Origin of the sequence: Niallia sp. NCCP-28, assembly GCF_023168165.1 — a bacterium.
Classification (GTDB): Bacteria; Bacillota; Bacilli; order Bacillales; family Cytobacillaceae; genus Niallia.
Genome location: NZ_BQYJ01000005.1, coordinates 153,418 through 172,999, shown reverse-complemented (window position 1 = coordinate 172,999; position 19,582 = coordinate 153,418). Strand labels below are relative to the sequence as shown.

Below are 19,582 nucleotides of genomic sequence, written 5' to 3'. Positions count from 1 at the left end.
GCTCCTTTTATTATAATGAAATTATGTTTTAGAATATTAATATGCTTATTAAGCCAATAACTACAAGTAATGCCAAACTATATTTAATTGTAATACCAAATAATTGACTTTCTTTTCCTGCTAAACCAACGGCAGCTGCTGCTACGGCGATAGATTGTGGAGAAATCATTTTTGCCATAGTGCCTCCCATTACATTGACTGCAACCATTGTTTCAGGTGCTATGCCAATTTGAGTAGCTGTAACAGATTGCAGTGGAGCAAATAGTGATCCGCTGTTTACAACAGAACCTGTTAAGAAAACACCTAACCATCCTAAGATTGGTGAAAATAGCGGGAAAATGCCGCCAGTAGAAGCAAACGCTAAACCAAGTGTTGAAGACATGCCAGAATAAGTACAAATATAGGCAAAAGCAAGTACGCTGCAAATAGTTAACACGGGTGTCAATAATTCATGGAATGTCTCTTTTGCTGTTTCAGCTAATAGTCTGCCGCTAGTTTTGAAAATGATACTTGCCACAATAATAGTAATAATAATTGCTGTAGTAGTAGATGAGAATAAATCTAATTTAAATACAGCAGCATATGGCGTTGCTTCCGGGACAATTGGTGAAAGCTTCATCACGTTATTATTTAAAAATGGAATTGGAAGTAATAACACTAGTTTTTCCAATGGTCCACCTGGAATAAAGAGATTTTTAAAGAATGATAAGTTAAAAATTGTTACGCAAATTGTTAAAAAGATAAATGGCATCCAAGCAAAGGCAATCTGACCCAAAGAATAGGTTGATGTGCTTTGTTCTGCTTTTTCGTGGTTAACGCGGTAAATTTCTTTTGGCTGCCATTTTTGCAAGAATAGAGCAAGAGCAACTAAACTAATGATTGCTGCAAAAATATTTGCCAATTCTGCACCAATGAAATACAAAACAAGCGCTTGTGTAATAGCAAATGATAGTCCACTGACTAAAATAGCTGGGAATGTTTGTTTGATGCCTTTAAAACCATCAATAATAAATACTAGTAAGAATGCAACGAAAATACTTATAAATGGAATGATAAGTGCTGTATATCTACCGACAATAAGTCCATCTAAACCTGTAAGAAGGGATGGTACAGTTACAGGAATACCCATCGCGCCATATGCTCCACCTGCAATATTTGCAATTAGGCATAAACTAGCAGCATAAATAGGACTAAAGCCAAGACCTACTAAAATGGCTGCTGTTATAGCAACTGGTGCTCCAAACCCTGCAGCTCCTTCTAAAAAGGCTCCAAATGAAAAGGCTACAATCAGAACTTGCAGACGCTGATCAGAGGTAATAAAAGAGATGCTATTTTCAATTACAGCGAATTTTCCCGTTTTAACGGTTATTTTATATAAGAATATAGCGGCAAATACAATCGATGCGACTGGCCAAATACCAGCTAATGCACCGTAGACTGCGGCCATTACCACTAATATGACTGGCATTTTATAAACGAGTATAGCAACGAGTGCTGCTACGATAATGCTGTAAAGTCCAGCTATATAACCTTTTAATTTTAAGACTGTTAACATCAAAATAAAAAATATAATAGGTATTGCTGCAACAAGTGCTGAGATCCATAAATTATTTAAAGGATCATATATTTGATTCCAAACTGACATATTGTCCATCTCCTTTGAAAGATCATTATTGCTTTCTATGCCGTTATTATAATACTAATATTGTGAATAACATCACAAATGTTGTGTCCGTTTTGTGAAACGAACAATTAAAGCGTTTTCTAGGGGTAATGTTGTTCACATTTTTGTAACACTCCTTTTAGATTAAACCATAAAGATTGCATATAAGCTTAGCTTTTGCATAATGTATAAGAAAATATACACTAGAATGTCCGCTTAAGCACAGAATGTGGAATTACATGCTGTTCATCTATATTTTTCGAACTAATTCGAATATTTAGTTGACAAATATATTCTCCTTTTTGTAAAGTATAAGTAAATTAATAGGGAATCCACTAGGGGAGCCAATTAAGGCTGAGACAAGATATTCTTGGACCCTTTGAACCTGATCTAGTTCATACTAGCGTAGGAAAGTGGAGTCGGCATCATTAGCTGAAAGTATTTTAATGTATATTATTATTCTTTTAACTATAATTTTAGCCACTCCATTTTTGGAGTGGTTTTTTTATGTGCAAGAAGAATCATCAGTTATTTTCCATGAAGATTAGATGATTGCCGCTCCCAATTCCTTTTCCCTAACTAAAAGGAGGAAAAACATTGAAATTTTCACAAGAATTGCGTCAAGAAGCAGACAGTATTTTTCAAGCCATTTTTGAACATCCATTTGTTCAAGGAATTGCAAAAGGGGATTTAAAAAAAGAACAGCTTATTCATTATGTCAAACAGGATTTTGAATACTTGAATTCCTTTATTCAAATTTATGGGATCGCAATTTCTAAGTGTGACAATAGAGAGGATATGCAAATGTTTAATGAGCAAATTTCCTTTATTTTAAATAGTGAAGTTCATCCACATAATAATTTCTGCCAAGTAGCGGGGGTTGTTTATGAAGACTTGCAGGGATACTCTCTATCGCCTTCTTCGCATCATTATATTCGCCATATGCTTACAGTGGCCTATTCAGGAGACATTCCAGATATTTTAGCTGTATTATTGCCTTGTCCATGGACCTACTTAGAGATTGGAAGAAAATTGATTGAAGAAGTAGACCCAGATATTGCCCATCCTTTTTACGACTGGATTCAATTTTATGGAGCGCGTATGGATACTGTTACCGACAAGTTTTGTGCAAGATTGGATGAAATTGCCGAAACCTTAAGCCAGAAGCAAAAGAAAAAACTAAAAGAGTACTTTCTTCTAAGCTGCCAGCTAGAATATAAATTTTGGGAGATGGCGTATACGGTAGAAGAGTGGCCTGTAGCAAAGGAGAATATAAGAGCATGAACTGGAAAATAAAAGAGGTAGTGTTGCTGGTTATCCTATCTGTTGCTTGCGGGGTCCTTTATCTAGGATGGTCTACTTTATGGATTCCTATTTCTGCATTAGTAGGTCCTATTGGAGCCGGATTTATGTTTGGAATATGGGTTATTGCCAGTCCTATTGTTGCTTATATTATTCAAAAACCAGGTGCTGCTTTTATTGCAGAAGTTGCAGCGGCAGCAGTGGAGCTTCTAACAGGAAGTCATTTTGGATTATCAGCATTATTGGTGGGAGTATTTCAAGGAATTGGAGCTGAAATTGCTTTTGCCCTGTTTCGCTATAAAAAATATAATCTTTCTGTTTTAATGTTTTCTGGAGCTGTAGCCGGAATTTTTAATATTATTTACGGCATCGTTGCAAATGGATTTGCTTATTATACAGCGACAGCACTTGTAGCTACATTGGTGATTAATATCATTAGCGGAATGTTGCTTGGTGGTCTATTAGGGAAGTTAATCGTAGATGCCATTGCAAAAACAGGGGCTTTAGATCAGTATGCTATTCGAACAAGCGCCAGAGCAAAGGATGGTCAAAATGACTTCGTTGTTAGGCTGTAAAAGTTTATCTGTTTGTTTTTTTAATCAAAAAAAGAAAGTTTTAGATAATATTAGTTTATCTATTTCAGAGGGAGAAAAGGTATTAATTCTTGGGCCGAGCGGATGTGGCAAATCTACATTATTATCTGTTTTAGCAGGAATTATCCCAGAGCATATTGAAGCGGAAGTAAGTGGGGAAGTAACAAGGAAAAAACAGGTAGGGGTCATGTTCCAAGATCCTGATGCTCAATTTTGCATGAAGCATGTGAATGACGAAATTGCGTTTAGTTTGGAAAATAGAAAAATCCCAACAGAAAAAATGGATGAGGAAATTTCCAAGTTTCTAAAAATAGTTGGTTTGTCTATTGACCCAGCTACTCCAATTCAAGAATTATCAGGTGGCATGAAGCAAAGGCTTGCTTTAGCTTGTTTATTGGCCCTTGAGCCAGAAGTTTTATTTTTTGATGAACCGACAGCGCAAATAGATCCAGCAAGCCGAAAGGAAATATTTGAATTACTGAATGAAACTTCAAAGCGCACAAAACAAACCATGGTTTTTGTGGAGCATGTTTTAGATGGATGTATAGAATGGATGGATCGTTTGATTCTTTTAGATAAGAATAGTCATGTTATTGCAGAGGGCATTCCAAAAGAAATTCTTTTATCTTATCAGAAGGAAATGGAAGAAGCGGGAATTTGGAGACCAAAGGTATATCCTTTCAAATGGGAAGAGGTTGTGCACAATCCTTTGCATCCATTAAATAAGGAGCTGATGCATCGCTATGAAAGCAGGAAATTGCGGGCCGGGTGTAAAAGGGCTGAAATAGAGTCTATTATAGTTAAAGAAAATGCAGCTTTGGCCTATAAGAATACTTCTGTTTTAAACAGCATCAACGGTAGTATCCGCAGAGGAGAATGGGTTGCGATTGTTGGGAAAAATGGCAGCGGAAAAAGCACATTCCTAAAAGCATTGGCAAATTTAATAAAGCTTAAAAGCGGGGATATTCTGATAAAGGGAAAAAGTGTAAGGAAATGGAAAGATAAAGATCTTTATAGCATGATAGGTTTTGTATTTCAAAATCCAGAGCTTCAGTTTATTAATGATACTGTATTTGAAGAAGTGGCATTTTCGGCAAGGCAGCATGATTGGAAGGAAGAAGATACTGCTGCCAAAACAACTATGCTTCTAAAAGAATTTGGATTAGCAGAATATATGAACCTTCATCCATTTATGCTAAGTTTCGGACAGAAAAGACGTTTAAGCGTGGCTACGATGCTTTTGTTAGATCAGGATATACTATTATTGGATGAGCCTACCTTTGGCCAAGATGAAAAATCAGCAAAGCAATTGCTTCGTCTGTTAAAAAGGAGACAGCAAGAAGGCACGACTATTGTGATGGTAACCCATGATATGGATATTGTAGATCAATATGCTGAACGAGTTATTCTATTTGAGGATAAGGAAATAGCTTATAATGGTCATCCTTATTTTTTCTTTCGCAATAAAAGGGATGGTGTAATACCGCCTCTGCATTATCAGCTGATAGAAGAAAAGGAGGATAGATATGCTAACGAGCAATCACTCTTATCTATCAGCCATTAATCCTGCAGTCAAACTTGTCACACATGTTCTTTTAATGATTATGCTTATGGCATTAGATGATCCGTTCACTACTTTTTATTTATGGATATTTGTTCTTATTATTGGAATTGCTATTGGGGGATGGCGTCTGCCTTATTTGGTAAAAGCGCTGCTGCCATATACATTCTTTTTCGTTCTTGTTTTTTGGATGATGGCTGCCTTTGGAAAAGGTGAAAATGTCTTATTCCATTGGGCCTGGTTCCGAGTGACAGAAGAGAGTATAAAAAATGGATTAAACCTATCTTTAAGAATGCTTGGATTTGTTACAATTGGTTTATTGTTTACCTCGACAACAGATTTAAATAAATTAATAATGAGTCTTATTCATCAATTTCATTTATCCCCAAAATGGGCATATGGCTTTTTGGCCGGATTTCGCTGTATTCCTTTATTTCAGGAAGAGCTGCTGCAGATAAAAGCAGCACATAGAATAAGAGGATATAAAAATTATGGCAGCTGGAAAGCTTTCAGCAGATATGCGGTTCCCTTATTGACTACCGCCATTCGAAGATCAGAGAGGATGGCCACTGCAATGGCGGCAAGAGGATTTACAGGAACAAGGGAGAGAACTTATTATGTAAAGCCCACTGTTTCAAGGTGTGATTATGGATATTGCATTTTCACTTTACTGCTAGCCGGTGCCATTATTTTTGTTGTGGGCAATTATTAACTTAAGAAGAGGAAAAAGGCTGCGCAATAGAATGCAGCCTTTTTCTTTTGAGTTTTAGAAAATAATTGTGTGTTTTTGTTTTTTTGTCATTTGTATTTCTTCCAATGCAACTTGTGCAGCAGCTAGTTTTGCCGCAGGCACTCTAAAGGGAGAGCATGATATATAGGATAATCCTAACTGATGGAAGAACCGAATAGAATCAGGATCTCCACCAGCCTCACCGCAGACCCCTAATTTAATTTGCGGATTTATATTTTTTCCTTTATAGCTAGCAATTTTTATTAATTCGCCTACTCCAGATTGATCTAATGTTTGGAAAGGATCGTGTTTCAGTACGTTTTTTTCTTTATAGTCAAACAGAAACTTATCGGTATCATCTCTTGAGAAGCCATAAGTCATTTGGGTTAAATCATTTGTGCCGAAGCTGAAAAATTCTGCTTCTTCTGCAATTTCATCGGCTGTTAAGCAGGCACGAGGTATTTCCATCATTGTCCCAATTTTATAAGGAATATGAGTATTGTTTCTGGTTAAAGTGTCATCAATCACTTTTGTTATTCGTTCTTTAATAAAAGTATATTCTTCCTTTGAACCGATAAATGGAACCATTATTTCGGGCATAACAGCTATTCCTTGATGGCAGACAGAAACAGCACTTTCGATAATAGCCCGGGTTTGCATTTCATAGATGTCCGGGAAAGTAATGCCTAAACGGCAGCCGCGATGGCCAAGCATAGGATTTACTTCTTCCAAATAAGAAATCCGGTTTTTTATTTCTGCTAGAGAAATATGAAGTTCTTGGGCAAGTTTTTTAATTTCTTCTTCTTTTTTAGGCAAAAACTCATGTAAAGGTGGGTCAAGTAAACGAATTGTTACTGGTTTTCCTTTCATTAGCTGAAATAATTGAAGAAAGTCTTCCTTCTGCATTTCAAGCAATGTATTTAATGGTTCTCGGCGCTCATGTTCATCACTAGAAAGGATCATTTGCCGAACAGCTGAAATTCTCGTTTCCTCAAAAAACATATGCTCCGTTCTGCATAAACCAATTCCTGCTACACCAAAGTGAAGGGCTGTCTGTACATCTGTTTTCGTGTCTGCGTTTGCGCGTACTTGTAGTGTACTAAACTCCTCAGTCCAGTTCATTAATTCTGTGAAGTAACTTCCCGTTGTGGTTTGCTCTAATGAAATTTCATCTAAGTAGACTTTACCGGTAGAACCATCCAATGAAAGAAAGTCTCCTTCTCGCAAAACAGTTTTTCCATAGATAAGTTCTCTTTTTTCTTCATCGATATATAAAGAACTGCAGCCAGCTATACAGCATTTTCCCATGCCTCTGGCAACCACTGCGGCATGAGATGTCATGCCGCCTCGAGAAGTTAAAATCCCTTCACTGAATATCATGCCTTCAATATCTTCCGGAGACGTTTCGGCACGGACCAATAAACAATTTTCTCCTCGCTCTTTTGCCTGAAGGACATCTGCTGCATGAAAATAGATTTTTCCTGAAGCGGCCCCTGGTGAAGCGGGAAGCCCTGTTGCGATTAATTTCGCTTGTTCTAATCCTTTTTTAGAAAAGGCTGGATGTAGCAGCTGGTCAATTTGCTGTGTGCTAATTCTTTTTATTGCTTCCTCTTTTTCAATAATCTTTTCGTGAACTAGATCAATGGCAACTTTTAGTGCTGCTTGAGCCGTTCTTTTTCCATTTCTTGTCTGCAAAATAAACAGCTGTCCATTTTCTACTGTAAATTCAATATCCTGCATATCTTCATAATGGTTTTCTAAAGAGTTTGCTATTTTTATAAACTCTTCGTAAACAATGGGCATTATTTCTTCTAATCTATCAATTGGTTCAGGAGTACGGATTCCTGCAACAACATCTTCTCCTTGGGCATTCAGCAAAAATTCGCCGAATAAAGAAGGTTCTCCTGTAGAAGGATTTCTTGTAAAGGCGACCCCAGTTCCACTTGTATTTCCTGTATTGCCAAATACCATTTCTTGAATATTTACTGCAGTTCCTAATGTATGGGAAATATTATGTAGGTCCCGGTAAACTTTGGCTCTTGGATTATCCCAAGAAGAAAATACAGCTTCCACAGCCATGATTAATTGTTCTCGTGGATCTGCTGGAAAGTCTGATCCTTTTTCCATTTTATAAATATATTTAAATTGATCGACAATGTATTGTAAATCTTCTGTTGTTAAATCGGTATCAAAGGCATATCCTTTTTGTTTTTTTCTTGTTTCTAGCACATCTTCAAATTTATGCCGGGGGATATTCATTACCACATCTGCAAACATCTGGATAAACCTTCTGTAGCTGTCATAAGCAAATCTTGGATTATCAGTGGATTTTGAGAGCGCTTTAACCGTGAAGTCATTTAACCCTAAGTTTAATATTGTATCCATCATGCCAGGCATGGAGAATAATGCTCCAGAACGGACAGAAACTAATAAGGGGTTATACTTATCACCAAAGCTTTTGCCCGTACTTTTTTCTAATTGTCTTAATTGACTTTGCATTTCCACTAAGAGGCTTTCTGAAAGTTCTTTATGTATTTGATAATGCTTACAGGCAGTTGTGCTGATTGTAAAACCTTTTGGAACAGGTAGACCTAAGGAGCACATTTCCGCTAAGTTTGCTCCCTTTCCTCCTAATAATGCTTTCATTTCTTTTGTGCCTTCGCTAAATGCATATACTAACTTTTCCATTAAGCCACCTCTTTTTATAATATATGGATAAAACAGCTATGTTTGTTATTATATAGAGTAACATATTTAGAGTCAACAATTAATTATGACATACTAATTAAATGTTTTTATTTAATTAAGTTATATTATTTAAGGATAATACTACAATTGGGAGTCTTTATATTGTAATAATATGTTAAAAGTTAAAAGTACAGTATGGAAGAAGATATAAGAAGAATATTAATATTTTAATAAAATAACAGGAATTATTTAAATAAAAGCTGTTTTCTAAAAGAGGGTTGTTTTTTCTAATAGTTTCCATGAGTAGTAAATCCATTATTAAAACAGATTGATTGGAGTGAAAGGTGCAAGACTCCTGTGGGATTAGCGGGATAGAAGAGGTCCCTTAAAGCACCGTCTGAGGGTGTTCACCAGCTGCCCCACGGAAAGCGAACAAATCAACCTACTTCTTTAAAAGCAACAAAGTTTACGAAAACAGCCTAAATAAAAAGAGAAATAACTAAAAATAGGTTATAAAATTCTTTTTTTGTCCTAATTTAGCAAAGATATGATAGGGAACTTTATGATGGAAGGGAAAGTATACAACTTCTAATGCAGGAAATGATACTAGATTAATATTATTAAAACTTTTTTGTTTGTCAGCAGTCTAATATATAGATATCACCGGGAGGGAGGCAGGAATTTGGAGAATAAGGAACTAGCAAGGAAAGCAATAGCTGGTGAAGAGGAGGCATTTTTAGCGATAATGCATGCCTATAAAATAGATTTGTATAAAACAGCATTTGCCTATCTGCATAATGAAGAAGAATCATTAGAAGCAATCCAGGAAGTCACTTATCGTGCATACAAAAGCATAAAAAAGGTAAAAAAACCAGCTTATATCAAAACTTGGCTTTTACGAATTATGATCAATTATTGCAATGATGTTTTAAAAAGAAAAAAGAAAATGATTATGAATGAGGCAATAATTCCTTTAATTGCAACAATGGATAACTATCAAACAATGGAAATACAAGAAGCAATAGAAACTTTAGATGAACGCTCCCGAGAAATTATCACATTAAAGTATTATCATGATTTAAAAATTAAAGAAATTGCCTTTATGCTTGATTGCCCAGAAGGAACGGTAAAGACATGGCTAAATAAGGCACTAAAACAATTGAAGAATAAATTAGACGGGAAAGGAGGAAGCAGGCATGTTCAATAAGGAAGAAGAAATCCTTTTAGAAGAAAAGAAAAAGCTGGATGAACTAACGATTCCATTTGATAAATTAGACAGGGAAATATCATTAGGATTGGAAAGGGGAAAAAAGGAAAAAGCAAGATCAAAGCATAAACGAATCATGACTTATACTGCAGCGGCGATCCTATTTATTACTATATTTTTAGGTGCAATTCGAATTTCTCCTGCATTTGCCAACTATGCGGCAAATATACCTGGAATGGAAAAAATTATAGAATTAGTCCAAGAGGATAAGGGACAGTTGGCGGCGGTGGAAAATAAATATTATGAGAAAATAAATATTTTTGAAAAAAGGAATGGCATTACGCTGAAAATTGATGGTGCAATTCGTGATGAAGAAGGATTAATTGTATTTTATACAGTAGATGCAAAAGGTGCAGATCTAAAGGATATAAATTTGAAATTTCCTGATAAGAAAGAGCTGGCAAGCCGTTCTTCCTACGAAGGATTTCCTGTAGAAGAAGGGAAGAAAAAATTCAGCAGCACATTAGAGTACTTTTTTGACGAACCATTTAATGAAAAAGACTTTTATGTAGAAGCTAGTTTTATTAAAGATAATCAAAAAGTAGAAATAAGCATTCCTTTCTCGCTAACGAAAAATATTCAAAAAAATAAAGTACTGCCAGTAAATAAAAAAATTATGGTGGAGGAGCAAGAGATAAATATTGTCGATATCACTATTTCACCGCTTAGGATAGCTGTTCATGTGAAGCAAAATCCTAAAAATACAAAAAAAATTCTTGAGTATACCGATTTGCGTTTAATTGATAAAAATGGAGAAGCATGGACGATGATACCAAATGGAATAACTGCCTCTGGGATGGACAGCGATGAACAATTGATTTATTTGCAGAGTAATTACTTCCAAGAACCAGAGGAACTTTACTTAGTGCTGAATAAACTGCAGGCAATTGATAAAGAAGATGAAATGCTTAAAATCAGCTGGAAGCAAAAAAAGATTTTAAAGCAGCCAAAAGGAGATTTATTGACACTGAAGTATATTAGAAAAAAGGAAATAGCATTGCAGCTCCATGTGGAAAAAACGTTTCATTATGGATTGTTTTCATCTGGTACAGCAAGTGATGGAAAAGAATTGGATATCTCCTCTATGTGGACAGAGGGGAGCGGAGATTTAATGGGAATTGAGTTTAATGAGCCGATAAATACGTATAAAGATCCGCTATCACTTCCTCTTTCCTCTTTCCCTAGCTGGATAGAGGGAGATGTAAAGTTAAGAGTAAAATAGTGAAAAAGAGCAGGGATAAACTTCCTGCTCTCAGAGTATAGAAAAAGGCCCAAACGCAAACTATTTCCTCTTTATTCTAGATTACTGTGATTTTTAAATGCCATTGCAAATTCAACTTGGTTTTGTTCTGCATAACATAAACAAATCGTATCGAATACAACATGTGCACATTGATCAAACAGCGAACCGAGCGGCTGAATCGATGGCGCTTCATTTTCTTTTCTGTACTTCGTGCTAGCAGGGATAGTAATAATAGATGATGCTGTATTTGCTAAAGGAGAGGAGCTATCTGTTGTGACGGCAATTGTATAGCAGCCTAAGCTTTTCGCTGCTTCAGCAGTCCAAACAACAGACTTTGTTTTTCCTGATCCTGAAATGGCAACAAGAACATCATCACCTGCAATTGATGGCGTAATGGTTTCTCCTACCACATATACAGTGGCGCCAAGATGCATAAGTCTCATTGCAAAGGATTTAGCCATAAGTCCAGATCGCCCTTCACCGATGACGAAAATTCGTTTTTTACTTTTTAAAAGCTCAGCAGTTTCTTCTAGAAGTTTTTCTTTGATTTGAGATAGAACGAGATGTATCTCTGTTTGGATACTTGCTAACTTAGTCATGATAATATGCCCCCAATTTGCTTTTTAAAATTTTCAGCAGCCTCCTGTGGATTTTTTGCTTTTGTGATAGCTGATCCAATAATAGCCACATCTAGATTTTGTTCAACAAGGTTTTGAATAGTGTCCAATGTTATACCACCAGCAGCAGCGACTTCAATAACGGCTTGCTCTCTTAATCTGCTTTTTGTTTGGACGTTGCTTTTTCCTGCTAATTCTTGTTCGTCTTTGCTGATATGTTCACAGAAAATAGCCTCTGTAAATGGCAGTAATGTTTGAATTTGTTCTTCAGATGTATTTAATAAATCAATCATGATTTTTTTATTGTTTTCTTTAGCCAGCTCCAAACAAGTTTTAATCGTTACAAGTGGTGCAGTTCCCATTACGGTAACAATATCTGCTCCTGCTTGAAAACTCATCTCTAGTTCATATTTAGCATTATCCATTGTTTTTGTATCTGCCAAAATGGTTTTATGAGGGAAAGCTTTTTTTATTTCCTTTACACTTTGCATGCCAAATTCCTTAATTAAGGATGTTCCAACCTCAATCCAATCAATCTCATTTTCTACTAATTTAGCCATTTTAATGGCATCCTGAATATTTAAACGATCTAATGCTAATTGAATTTTCATCAAAAATCGCACCCTTTCTAAAAAAGTGGAACAAATAACTAACCAGGTTTTCAATTCTAATAAAGATGTGTGCAAAGATAGCGACTACTTGACTTTTAATTTTATAAACCGATTTACTAAATCGGTTTATAAAGATAGTATACTTGTTTTGTAAGCGTTTTTCAATGTGGTTAACTCTCTTTTTAAAAATTTTCTTGTTTTCAGCTAGTTTCTATTAATAAATAATGGGGGAAAACAGAAGAGTGTTTTTACATTATGTTAAAAAGTCCCTTTGCAAAGAAGAGCGAATGCAAAAGGACGGATTAAAAATAGTTGGAATATTAAATGGCATTAGGATTTTTTATCTTTTATAGAGGTAGTTCTAATGATTAGTTGGCAAGGAAAATATATTCTCTCCGCTGTAGTTGTTTCTTTCTTTATTTGTTTTAATAAAAGCTCTGCTGCTTTTGCCCCCATTTCAAAAGCTGGTTGAGAAATGATTGTAATAGGTGGATTCGATAGGTGGGCGAAAGGAATATTATCAAATACGATAAGGGATACATCTTCAGGTATATGTAGTTTGTTCTCTTGCAAAAAGGATAAAGTTTCTAGAAAAACAAGGTCATTCCCTGCTAGCAGTGCAGTTGGCGGCTGTTTGCGCTGAAATAATGTTTGAAGTTTAGCCTTTAATTCCGCTATTTCTCCACTAATGATATAGTCGGACTCTACTGGAAGATGATGTTCCATCATTGCCCTTTGGTATCCCTCAATCCTTTCTTTTCTAGATGAAATAGTTAAAGGCTGTGCCACAATGGCAATATGCTTATGCCCATGCTGAATAAAATGGGAAATAGCTCCATAGCTTGCTTGTATATTTTCTGCTAAGACAAAATGAGCATCTAAATCTTTGATATCCCTATCCATAAAAACGACAGGATAGTTTTCATCGACCATCTTTTGATAAAGGGCAGAATTTTGTCCTGTGGGGAAAATAATCAGTCCATCTACTTGTTTTGCCTGAAGCATATCAATATATTTTTTTTCTTTTTCTGCGTTGTTGTCTGCATTGCAGATAATGGCATGAATATCATTATCGTAGCAAAAATCTTCGATTGATCTGCTTACTTCCGTAGAAAAACGATGGATAACATCGGCTACAATAATGCCAATCATCGCTGTTCGCTTTTGCTTTAAGCTTTTGGCAATATAATTTGGCTGGTAGCCTAATTTTTCAATAGCTTCTTTAATTTTAATTCTAGTTTCCTCACCCATGTATTCATAACGATTATTAATATATTGGGAAACAGTGCTTTTTGAAACCCCTGCAAATTGAGCAACATCGGCCATTGTTACTTTTTTCATTGTTTAATTTCCTCTTTCATTTCAGTAATTTTCCTCGATTTGTTGTTAGCTACCTTTAAGTATAAAACAAAATGAATCTATATGTCTAAAAGCTTCTAGATAACGTCAAATAACTTAAGTTTCTGAATAGATTTTAAATCAAGGCTCTTTTCTAAAAGATTGTTGTTTTTAAATAAGTTTGTAAAAAAAACTATTTAGGTTGATTGGGGCGGAAGGGGCGAGACTCCTGTAGGACGAGGAGGCTCACCGCCCGCCCCATGGAAAGCGAGCATCCAGAAGCGGAAATTAACCTTTCCCAGTGCTTAGTGAATAGCAACAAAGTTTACGAAAACAGCCTAAATCAAAAAGGAGGCTTGCCACTAAAACAACCAAGCCCTTTGCTACAAAGGCTAGTTTAAAATAGTGGAAAACCTCAAAATTATTCGATAATCAAATTAGAATATAGTTTAGCTTTAGCTGTTAAATCGAGCAGATATGCTTCATTTATATCTTTTTTTGCATTAACTAATGAACTGCCTATGCCAACAGCAATGGCTCCACTGTTTAGGTATTCCAAGAGATTCGTATCATCAACGCCGCCAGTAGCCATTAAAGGAATATGGGGAAGGGGGCCAGCTAGTTGTTTAAAATAACCAGCTCCTAATGAGCTTGCAGGAAATACCTTAATCAAATCAGCTCCATATTCATATGCTGTTAAAATTTCTGTAGGAGTATAGGCGCCTGGTATGCTAATGGCGCCATAACGTTTCGTTGTTTGAATCGTATTAGAATTAATTGTTGGCGAAAAAATAAATTTTGCTCCAGACATGATAGCAGCCCGGGCTGTCTCTGAATCTAAGACAGTGCCTGCACCTGCGACTAATTCTATATCATCACTAAGTGCAAGTTTTTCTAAAGCTTTAAGAGCGCCTGGTGTTTCCATTGTAATTTCTATAATAGAAATGCCTCCTTCTTTTAATGCATGTGCAATAGGAAGGATATTAGAAGAAGTTGCTCCCCTGATAATGGCTGCTATCTTTTTCTTTTTAAATAGTTCGATACACATTAAAAGTCTCCTTATTTTGTTTTTATAGCTCTTGAATTGGAATAGTTTTATCTTTTATGTCTTTGGTTTTTTTCTTATTTGTCGCAATAACGGTCAACACAGCTGATGCTAAAAGAGAAATAGCCATGAAATTGTAAGATGCCCCGTAGCCTCCAGTTGCATCATTTAAATATCCAACAATATAAGCTCCAGCAAATGATCCTAAAGCTCCCATACTATTAATTAAAGCCATAGCTCCGCCAGAAACATTGCGTGGCAGGATTTCTGGAATAATAGCAAAGAAAGGTCCATAAGGTGCATACATGCAGCCGCCTGCAATTGTTAACAGAATAAAGGATAACCAAAAGTTGGTTGTTCCAATTAAGTAGGAACCATAAAAACATACAGCACCAATCAGTAGAAAAGGATAGACAAATAATTTGCGGTTTTGCAATTTATCTGATAAAAAAGAAACCGTTAACATTAAAATGCATGCAAGCAAATACGGAATAGAAGCCAGCCAACCAGTAGTAACAAGACTTGCATTTGGCGCAGAATTAATGATAGAAGGAAGCCACATGACAAATCCATATAACCCGATGCTCCAAAGTAGATATTGAAGACTTAATAAAATAACCGTCTTTGATTTAAATGCTTCTTTATAATTTTTAACTGGTTTTAGCCCTTGCTGCTCTGCAAGTAGAGCCTGATTTAAAGCTGTTTTTTCCTCATCAGTCATCCATTTTGCATCTTTTGGATGGTCATTAACTAATTTCCACCATAGAAATGCCCAGATTACAGCAGGCAAGCCTTCTAATATAAACATCCATCTCCAGCCAAGTGATTCTAAGATATAGCCGGAGATAATAGACATCCATAGAACAGTAGCGGGGTTGCCCAAAATTAAAAAGGTATTTGCTCTTGATCTTTCTGCTTTGGTAAACCAATGGCTTAAAAAGACAAGCATAGCTGGCATAACAGCGCTTTCAACTACACCTAAACTAAAACGAATCACAAAAAGCAATTTCACATTGGAGATAAGTCCAGTTGCTGTTGCAAGTATACCCCAAAGAATTAAAGACCAGAAGATAAGTTTTTTTGCACTTTGGTTCTCTGCATAATGAGCTCCAGGAATCTGAAAGAAGAAATAGCCCAAGAAAAATAATGCTCCAAGAAGGGAAGAGGTAGCTGCCGTAATATTTAAGTCATGAGCAAGACCGCCGGCAGCGCCAAAACTGTAATTAGCTCTGTCTAAATATGCTAAACTATAAGTGATAAATACAACAGGAATAAGGCGAATCCATCTTTTCTTTGATAAAGCATTCATGATTATTTCACTCCCTCATAATGTTTAGTTATATAGTGGCTAAGTTCCTCTTTTGTTGGATAGAAAGTATTATCCCCAAAAGATTGTACAGCGAGTGCTCCAATTGCATTGCCTCTAACAATCATATCCTTTACAGATAAATTTTCTAGCAATCCGCTGATAACACCTACTGCAAAACCATCGCCTGCTCCAACTGTATCTACAATATTGGATACTTTTACTCCTTTAATAAAACCACTTTCTTTGGAAGTTTTATAATAGGCTCCTTCTTCTCCGAGTTTAACAATCACCAATTTTACCCCTGCATCTAAATAGTAGGAAGCAATATCCTCGGGAGTTTCATATCCAGTTAAACATTTTCCTTCTGCTAAACCAGGGAGAACATAATCTGCTTGTTTCGCGAAGAGATTGATTGTCTTAATCATGTCTTTTTCTGATTTCCAAAGAGCTGGCCTTAGATTAGCATCAAAAGAAATTGTTTTTTGTTTGCTTTTCATAAAGGTAAGAGCTGTTTGTGCGAATTCCCTTGCTGATTGGGAAATAGCAAGGGGAATACCTGTCATATGGAGATGTTTTGCGTTGGCGAAGTATTTCTCGTTAAAATCAGCAGGCTGCAAATGACTTGCAGCGGAGCCTTTTCGAAAGTATTGAACTTCTGGATCGCCAATTTCTACTTGAGATTTTAGCTGAAACCCTGTTGGATAGTGAGGATCAACATGCACTCCATCCGCCAGCACACCGCGTTCCTGCAATTTTTGTACAATAAACTTGCCAAAGGCATCATTGCCAACTTTGCTGATAAAACTTGTATTAAATCCTAGTTTTGCTAATCCGATTGCGACATTTGTTTCCGCACCAGCAAGCTCTAAAGAAAATTTAGTTATTTCATGAAGGGCACCTGGAGAGTCAGCTATAAACATAGCCATGGCTTCCCCAAATGTAATCATATCTAATGTTTGCATACAGGTTTCTCCCTTTCTACTTCATTTTCCTTTACTAAATCTATATAGCTATTAATCTCTGATACAATTGGATTCAGAGGAAATTCCAATGCTTTTGGCATATTAGAAAAGTAATGCTGATCAACTGTTTTCCAAAGTGCATGCTCTTCCTTGCTGATTGGAACCGTAATAAGACTATCATTCGATTGGAGTACGTGTTTTAGATGATAATAAGCGACATATGGTGAAAGTAAAGCAGCTGCACGAAGGGCATCTTCTTTTAAATATATCCAGTTGCCAATATCATAGGTCATTTTAACAGGGCTCTTCTTTTTATCTGTTTCTTTAAAAAAAGCCAAAAGATTTTTGATTTGCCCACCTTCCTTTGTTTGATCATTTTCAATTAGCAATTTAACAGTCGAGTGCTTTTGTAAGAGTGAATGGAAATCATCTAAATTTGAATTTTCATGATGAAAATATCCTAATGGCAATTTTAGCGATGTTGCTTGTAGCAGTTTGCATTCTTCAAATAGGGTTATTAATGCTCTTTCATTAAGTGAACCATCTTCTCTCCATAAAGGAACAGGAGCAGAATAAATGCTCTTTAAATTATAGGATGCAAGACTAATAAAGATTTTTTTTATTTCATTATGAATAGAGAGTGGATCTAATAGTTCCCGTCTGATTTCTATTCCATCTGCATTGGATTTTGCAATAATGGAAATATAAAAATCGATGTCTTTCTGTAAGCCCAATTCATTAGAAAAGGCATTTAAAGGTATAAATATAGTAGACAATTCTTCTCACCTCGTTAATAAAACGGTTTAGTAAATCGGTTTAGTTGAATTATACATCTTTTGAAAGCGTTTTTCAAATGAAAATTTCAAAAATTTTAAAAATAGGTTTTTTTCTTATGCCAAAAGGTGCATTCTCGTATATACCTGTTAGCAGATTATTGATCAGAATCAAAAAAGCATGAAGGCTGAATACCTTCATGCTTTTTCATTATCCAATATGTCCTTTGACTGTGCTTTTAACACGAACTCTTTCCCATGGCTTAGATAACCATCTTCGGCAGGCAAAAATCCCTCTAAACCACTCATCGATACCTTGGGCAAGCCAAACACCTAATAATCCAAGACCAAATGTGATGCCAAGCGTATAGCTAAGTGTTACTGCGATACCCCACATGGACACTATACCAATTACAACAGGGAACCGCACATCACCTGCTGACTTTAATGAGCTCATCAAAACAATATTCATGGCTCTTCCAGGTTCCGTAAAGACAACAGCCCAAAGAATAGGTAATCCTATTGCAATAATTGCATAGTTGTCTGTAAATAATTCTAAAATTGGAGCGCCAATTATAGCCATGGCCAATGCTGCAGCAGACGAAGCTATAACAGCAATTTTTAATGTTTTAATGCCTCGTTTTAAAGCTCGCTCAAACTGTCTTCCCCCGATATAACGGGCAACAAGAAGCTGTGTTCCTTCCGCAATGGCTAATGTAAATAGATAGCAAATCATAGAGATATTCGTAATGTAGACTCTAGCTGCTAGAGAAGCATCTCCTAATGAAGCAACAATAGCAGTGATCACAAGCTGCGAGAATTGATAGGATAGATTTTCCCCGGCTGATGGAATGCCTATATACATCATTTCACGGATATCTTGTTTATTTACTTTAATAAAATCACTTACATTAAACGTTAAAGCAATTCTTTTATAAACTAAATACAATAGAATAAAAACAGCGAATGCTCGTGCAATGACAATGGTCCAGGATACACCGAATACACCAGAGATAGGAAAGCCAAATAGACCAAAAATACTAATTGCATAACCGATTACACTTACTATATTCATTAATATGCTGACAAACATGGATTCTTTTGTAAAACCGTGGCTTCGCAATATAGCGCTTAATGCGAGTGAGAGAGATTCTAGGAAGAGGGATGCACCACATATGCGGACAAATATAAGACCATATTCTAATACTTCACCTTGAATATCAAATAATCGTAGTAAAGTTTCACCGAAAACAACAACGAGGACGGCAACAACCATACCAAACCAGAAATTAAGACCAACTGCTGAACGAGCAAGCTTTCTGGCACTACTCAATTCGTTTGCACCTAATCGTTGACCGATGAGAATCATGGCGGCAATAGAGGTTACGTTAAAAACAAGAATGAAAATTCCCAATAGCTGGTTTGCAACACCTACTCCTGCAGCAGCACCATCGGAATAATGGCTTAACATAAGAGTAGCAGTAACACCAATTCCCATGTGTAAAGCCAATTCAATAAATAAAGGCCATGATAGGTTGAAAAGAGACTGGTCATTTAATTTATTTTGTGTAACTTTCAAATCTTTATATCTCCTTTTCTTGTAAAAGATTATTGCAAATATAAGATACATTTTATTCTTATTTATTAGAAAGTAAAGAGAAAAACACTAAATTTATTTGGAATTTTTTAAACTGTTTTGCATAAAGTAATAAGTTTGTTCGATTTAATGAAATATTGGTTAAAACCTTTATTTGTAAGCGTTTTAGTTTTAAAATTTTTCGAATTTTTTAAACTTATGGAGAGGATTTAAAATGAAAAAATGATAGTTAATAGAAAAAATGTAATGATGATTGTCATGACAGATGTTAATATAAAAAGTG

General features: G+C 35.8%; 16 protein-coding genes and 1 riboswitch. Of the genes, 6 read left to right on the top strand and 10 right to left on the bottom strand.

Translation table 11 applies throughout. The annotated features are described in order from the left end of the window. Window positions 1–28: 28 nt before the first annotated feature. Window positions 29–1,645: a lactate permease LctP family transporter gene (locus NCCP28_RS15720; RefSeq protein ID WP_248562371.1), complete on the bottom strand. Its 1,617-nt coding sequence runs from the start codon at window positions 1,643–1,645 to the stop codon at window positions 29–31. A gap of 345 nt (window positions 1,646–1,990) precedes the next feature. Beyond that, window positions 1,991–2,092, top strand: a riboswitch (TPP riboswitch). A 168-nt stretch (window positions 2,093–2,260) separates the two neighbouring features. Between NCCP28_RS15720 and tenA the strand changes: the two genes are divergently transcribed. From tenA to NCCP28_RS15700, 4 genes are read left to right on the top strand one after another with little or no spacing between them, the layout of a single operon-like run. Beyond that, window positions 2,261–2,947, top strand: coding sequence for a thiaminase II (tenA, locus tag NCCP28_RS15715; protein WP_248562370.1), 687 nt, complete (start codon window positions 2,261–2,263; stop codon window positions 2,945–2,947). Next, window positions 2,944–3,540, top strand: coding sequence for an ECF transporter S component (locus tag NCCP28_RS15710; RefSeq protein WP_248562369.1), 597 nt, complete (start codon window positions 2,944–2,946; stop codon window positions 3,538–3,540). The genes tenA and NCCP28_RS15710 overlap by 4 nt, the downstream gene beginning before the upstream one ends. Next, complete coding sequence (locus NCCP28_RS15705) at window positions 3,518–5,122, top strand: ABC transporter ATP-binding protein (protein ID WP_248562368.1); 1,605 nt, start codon at window positions 3,518–3,520, stop codon at window positions 5,120–5,122. The genes NCCP28_RS15710 and NCCP28_RS15705 overlap by 23 nt, the downstream gene beginning before the upstream one ends. Next, window positions 5,085–5,831: an energy-coupling factor transporter transmembrane component T family protein gene (locus NCCP28_RS15700; protein WP_248562367.1), complete on the top strand. Its 747-nt coding sequence runs from the start codon at window positions 5,085–5,087 to the stop codon at window positions 5,829–5,831. The genes NCCP28_RS15705 and NCCP28_RS15700 overlap by 38 nt, the downstream gene beginning before the upstream one ends. Before the next feature lie 54 nt (window positions 5,832–5,885). Here the strand turns inward: NCCP28_RS15700 and ppdK are convergent, their stop codons facing one another. Next, window positions 5,886–8,537, bottom strand: coding sequence for a pyruvate, phosphate dikinase (gene ppdK / locus NCCP28_RS15695; RefSeq protein WP_248562366.1), 2,652 nt, complete (start codon window positions 8,535–8,537; stop codon window positions 5,886–5,888). A 682-nt stretch (window positions 8,538–9,219) separates the two neighbouring features. Between ppdK and NCCP28_RS15690 the strand changes: the two genes are divergently transcribed. Continuing rightward, complete coding sequence (locus tag NCCP28_RS15690; RefSeq protein ID WP_248562365.1) at window positions 9,220–9,744, top strand: sigma-70 family RNA polymerase sigma factor; 525 nt, start codon at window positions 9,220–9,222, stop codon at window positions 9,742–9,744. Continuing rightward, entirely contained in the window at window positions 9,734–11,026 is a 1,293-nt protein-coding gene (locus NCCP28_RS15685; protein ID WP_248562364.1) for a DUF4179 domain-containing protein, read from the top strand. Before NCCP28_RS15690 ends, NCCP28_RS15685 begins: the two co-directional genes overlap by 11 nt. A gap of 71 nt (window positions 11,027–11,097) precedes the next feature. Here NCCP28_RS15685 and hxlB read toward each other — a convergent pair whose 3' ends face one another. From hxlB to NCCP28_RS15645, 8 genes are all read right to left on the bottom strand, one after another. Then, window positions 11,098–11,646, bottom strand: coding sequence for a 6-phospho-3-hexuloisomerase (gene hxlB / locus NCCP28_RS15680; RefSeq protein ID WP_248562363.1), 549 nt, complete (start codon window positions 11,644–11,646; stop codon window positions 11,098–11,100). Further along, window positions 11,643–12,275 carry a 3-hexulose-6-phosphate synthase gene (hxlA, locus tag NCCP28_RS15675; protein WP_248562362.1) on the bottom strand — a complete coding sequence of 211 codons (633 nt, stop codon included), beginning with the start codon at window positions 12,273–12,275 and terminating at the stop codon, window positions 11,643–11,645. Before hxlA ends, hxlB begins: the two co-directional genes overlap by 4 nt. A gap of 330 nt (window positions 12,276–12,605) precedes the next feature. Continuing rightward, window positions 12,606–13,616 carry a LacI family DNA-binding transcriptional regulator gene (locus tag NCCP28_RS15670; protein WP_248562361.1) on the bottom strand — a complete coding sequence of 337 codons (1,011 nt, stop codon included), beginning with the start codon at window positions 13,614–13,616 and terminating at the stop codon, window positions 12,606–12,608. Window positions 13,617–14,034: 418 nt separating this feature from the next. Further along, the gene (locus NCCP28_RS15665) at window positions 14,035–14,661 is read right to left on the bottom strand and encodes a bifunctional 4-hydroxy-2-oxoglutarate aldolase/2-dehydro-3-deoxy-phosphogluconate aldolase (protein WP_248562360.1); all 627 of its coding nucleotides are present in this window, start codon (window positions 14,659–14,661) and stop codon (window positions 14,035–14,037) included. A gap of 22 nt (window positions 14,662–14,683) precedes the next feature. Continuing rightward, window positions 14,684–15,967: an MFS transporter gene (locus NCCP28_RS15660; RefSeq protein ID WP_375709418.1), complete on the bottom strand. Its 1,284-nt coding sequence runs from the start codon at window positions 15,965–15,967 to the stop codon at window positions 14,684–14,686. Window positions 15,968–15,969: 2 nt separating this feature from the next. Then, complete coding sequence (locus tag NCCP28_RS15655; protein WP_248562359.1) at window positions 15,970–16,929, bottom strand: sugar kinase; 960 nt, start codon at window positions 16,927–16,929, stop codon at window positions 15,970–15,972. Then, window positions 16,917–17,705 (bottom strand): sugar phosphate isomerase/epimerase family protein, encoded by a 789-nt coding sequence (locus NCCP28_RS15650; RefSeq protein WP_248562358.1) that lies wholly within the window; start codon window positions 17,703–17,705, stop codon window positions 16,917–16,919. Before NCCP28_RS15650 ends, NCCP28_RS15655 begins: the two co-directional genes overlap by 13 nt. A 208-nt stretch (window positions 17,706–17,913) precedes the next feature. Next, complete coding sequence (locus NCCP28_RS15645; protein WP_248562357.1) at window positions 17,914–19,281, bottom strand: MATE family efflux transporter; 1,368 nt, start codon at window positions 19,279–19,281, stop codon at window positions 17,914–17,916. Window positions 19,282–19,582 lie beyond the last annotated feature (301 nt).

Excerpts from the sequence above, each read along its gene's own strand:
- NCCP28_RS15705 (WP_248562368.1), top strand. The coding sequence starts at position 3,518 with ATGACTTCGTTGTTAGGCTGTAAAAGTTTATCTGTTTGTTTTTTTAAT.
- NCCP28_RS15660 (WP_375709418.1), bottom strand. The coding sequence starts at position 15,967 with ATGAATGCTTTATCAAAGAAAAGATGGATTCGCCTTATTCCTGTTGTA.
- NCCP28_RS15685 (WP_248562364.1), top strand. The coding sequence starts at position 9,734 with ATGTTCAATAAGGAAGAAGAAATCCTTTTAGAAGAAAAGAAAAAGCTG.
- NCCP28_RS15665 (WP_248562360.1), bottom strand. The coding sequence starts at position 14,661 with ATGTGTATCGAACTATTTAAAAAGAAAAAGATAGCAGCCATTATCAGG.
- ppdK (WP_248562366.1), bottom strand. The coding sequence starts at position 8,537 with ATGGAAAAGTTAGTATATGCATTTAGCGAAGGCACAAAAGAAATGAAA.
- hxlA (WP_248562362.1), bottom strand. The coding sequence starts at position 12,275 with ATGAAAATTCAATTAGCATTAGATCGTTTAAATATTCAGGATGCCATT.
- NCCP28_RS15655 (WP_248562359.1), bottom strand. The coding sequence starts at position 16,929 with ATGCAAACATTAGATATGATTACATTTGGGGAAGCCATGGCTATGTTT.
- NCCP28_RS15700 (WP_248562367.1), top strand. The coding sequence starts at position 5,085 with ATGCTAACGAGCAATCACTCTTATCTATCAGCCATTAATCCTGCAGTC.
- NCCP28_RS15670 (WP_248562361.1), bottom strand. The coding sequence starts at position 13,616 with ATGAAAAAAGTAACAATGGCCGATGTTGCTCAATTTGCAGGGGTTTCA.
- NCCP28_RS15720 (WP_248562371.1), bottom strand. The coding sequence starts at position 1,645 with ATGTCAGTTTGGAATCAAATATATGATCCTTTAAATAATTTATGGATC.
- NCCP28_RS15710 (WP_248562369.1), top strand. The coding sequence starts at position 2,944 with ATGAACTGGAAAATAAAAGAGGTAGTGTTGCTGGTTATCCTATCTGTT.
- hxlB (WP_248562363.1), bottom strand. The coding sequence starts at position 11,646 with ATGACTAAGTTAGCAAGTATCCAAACAGAGATACATCTCGTTCTATCT.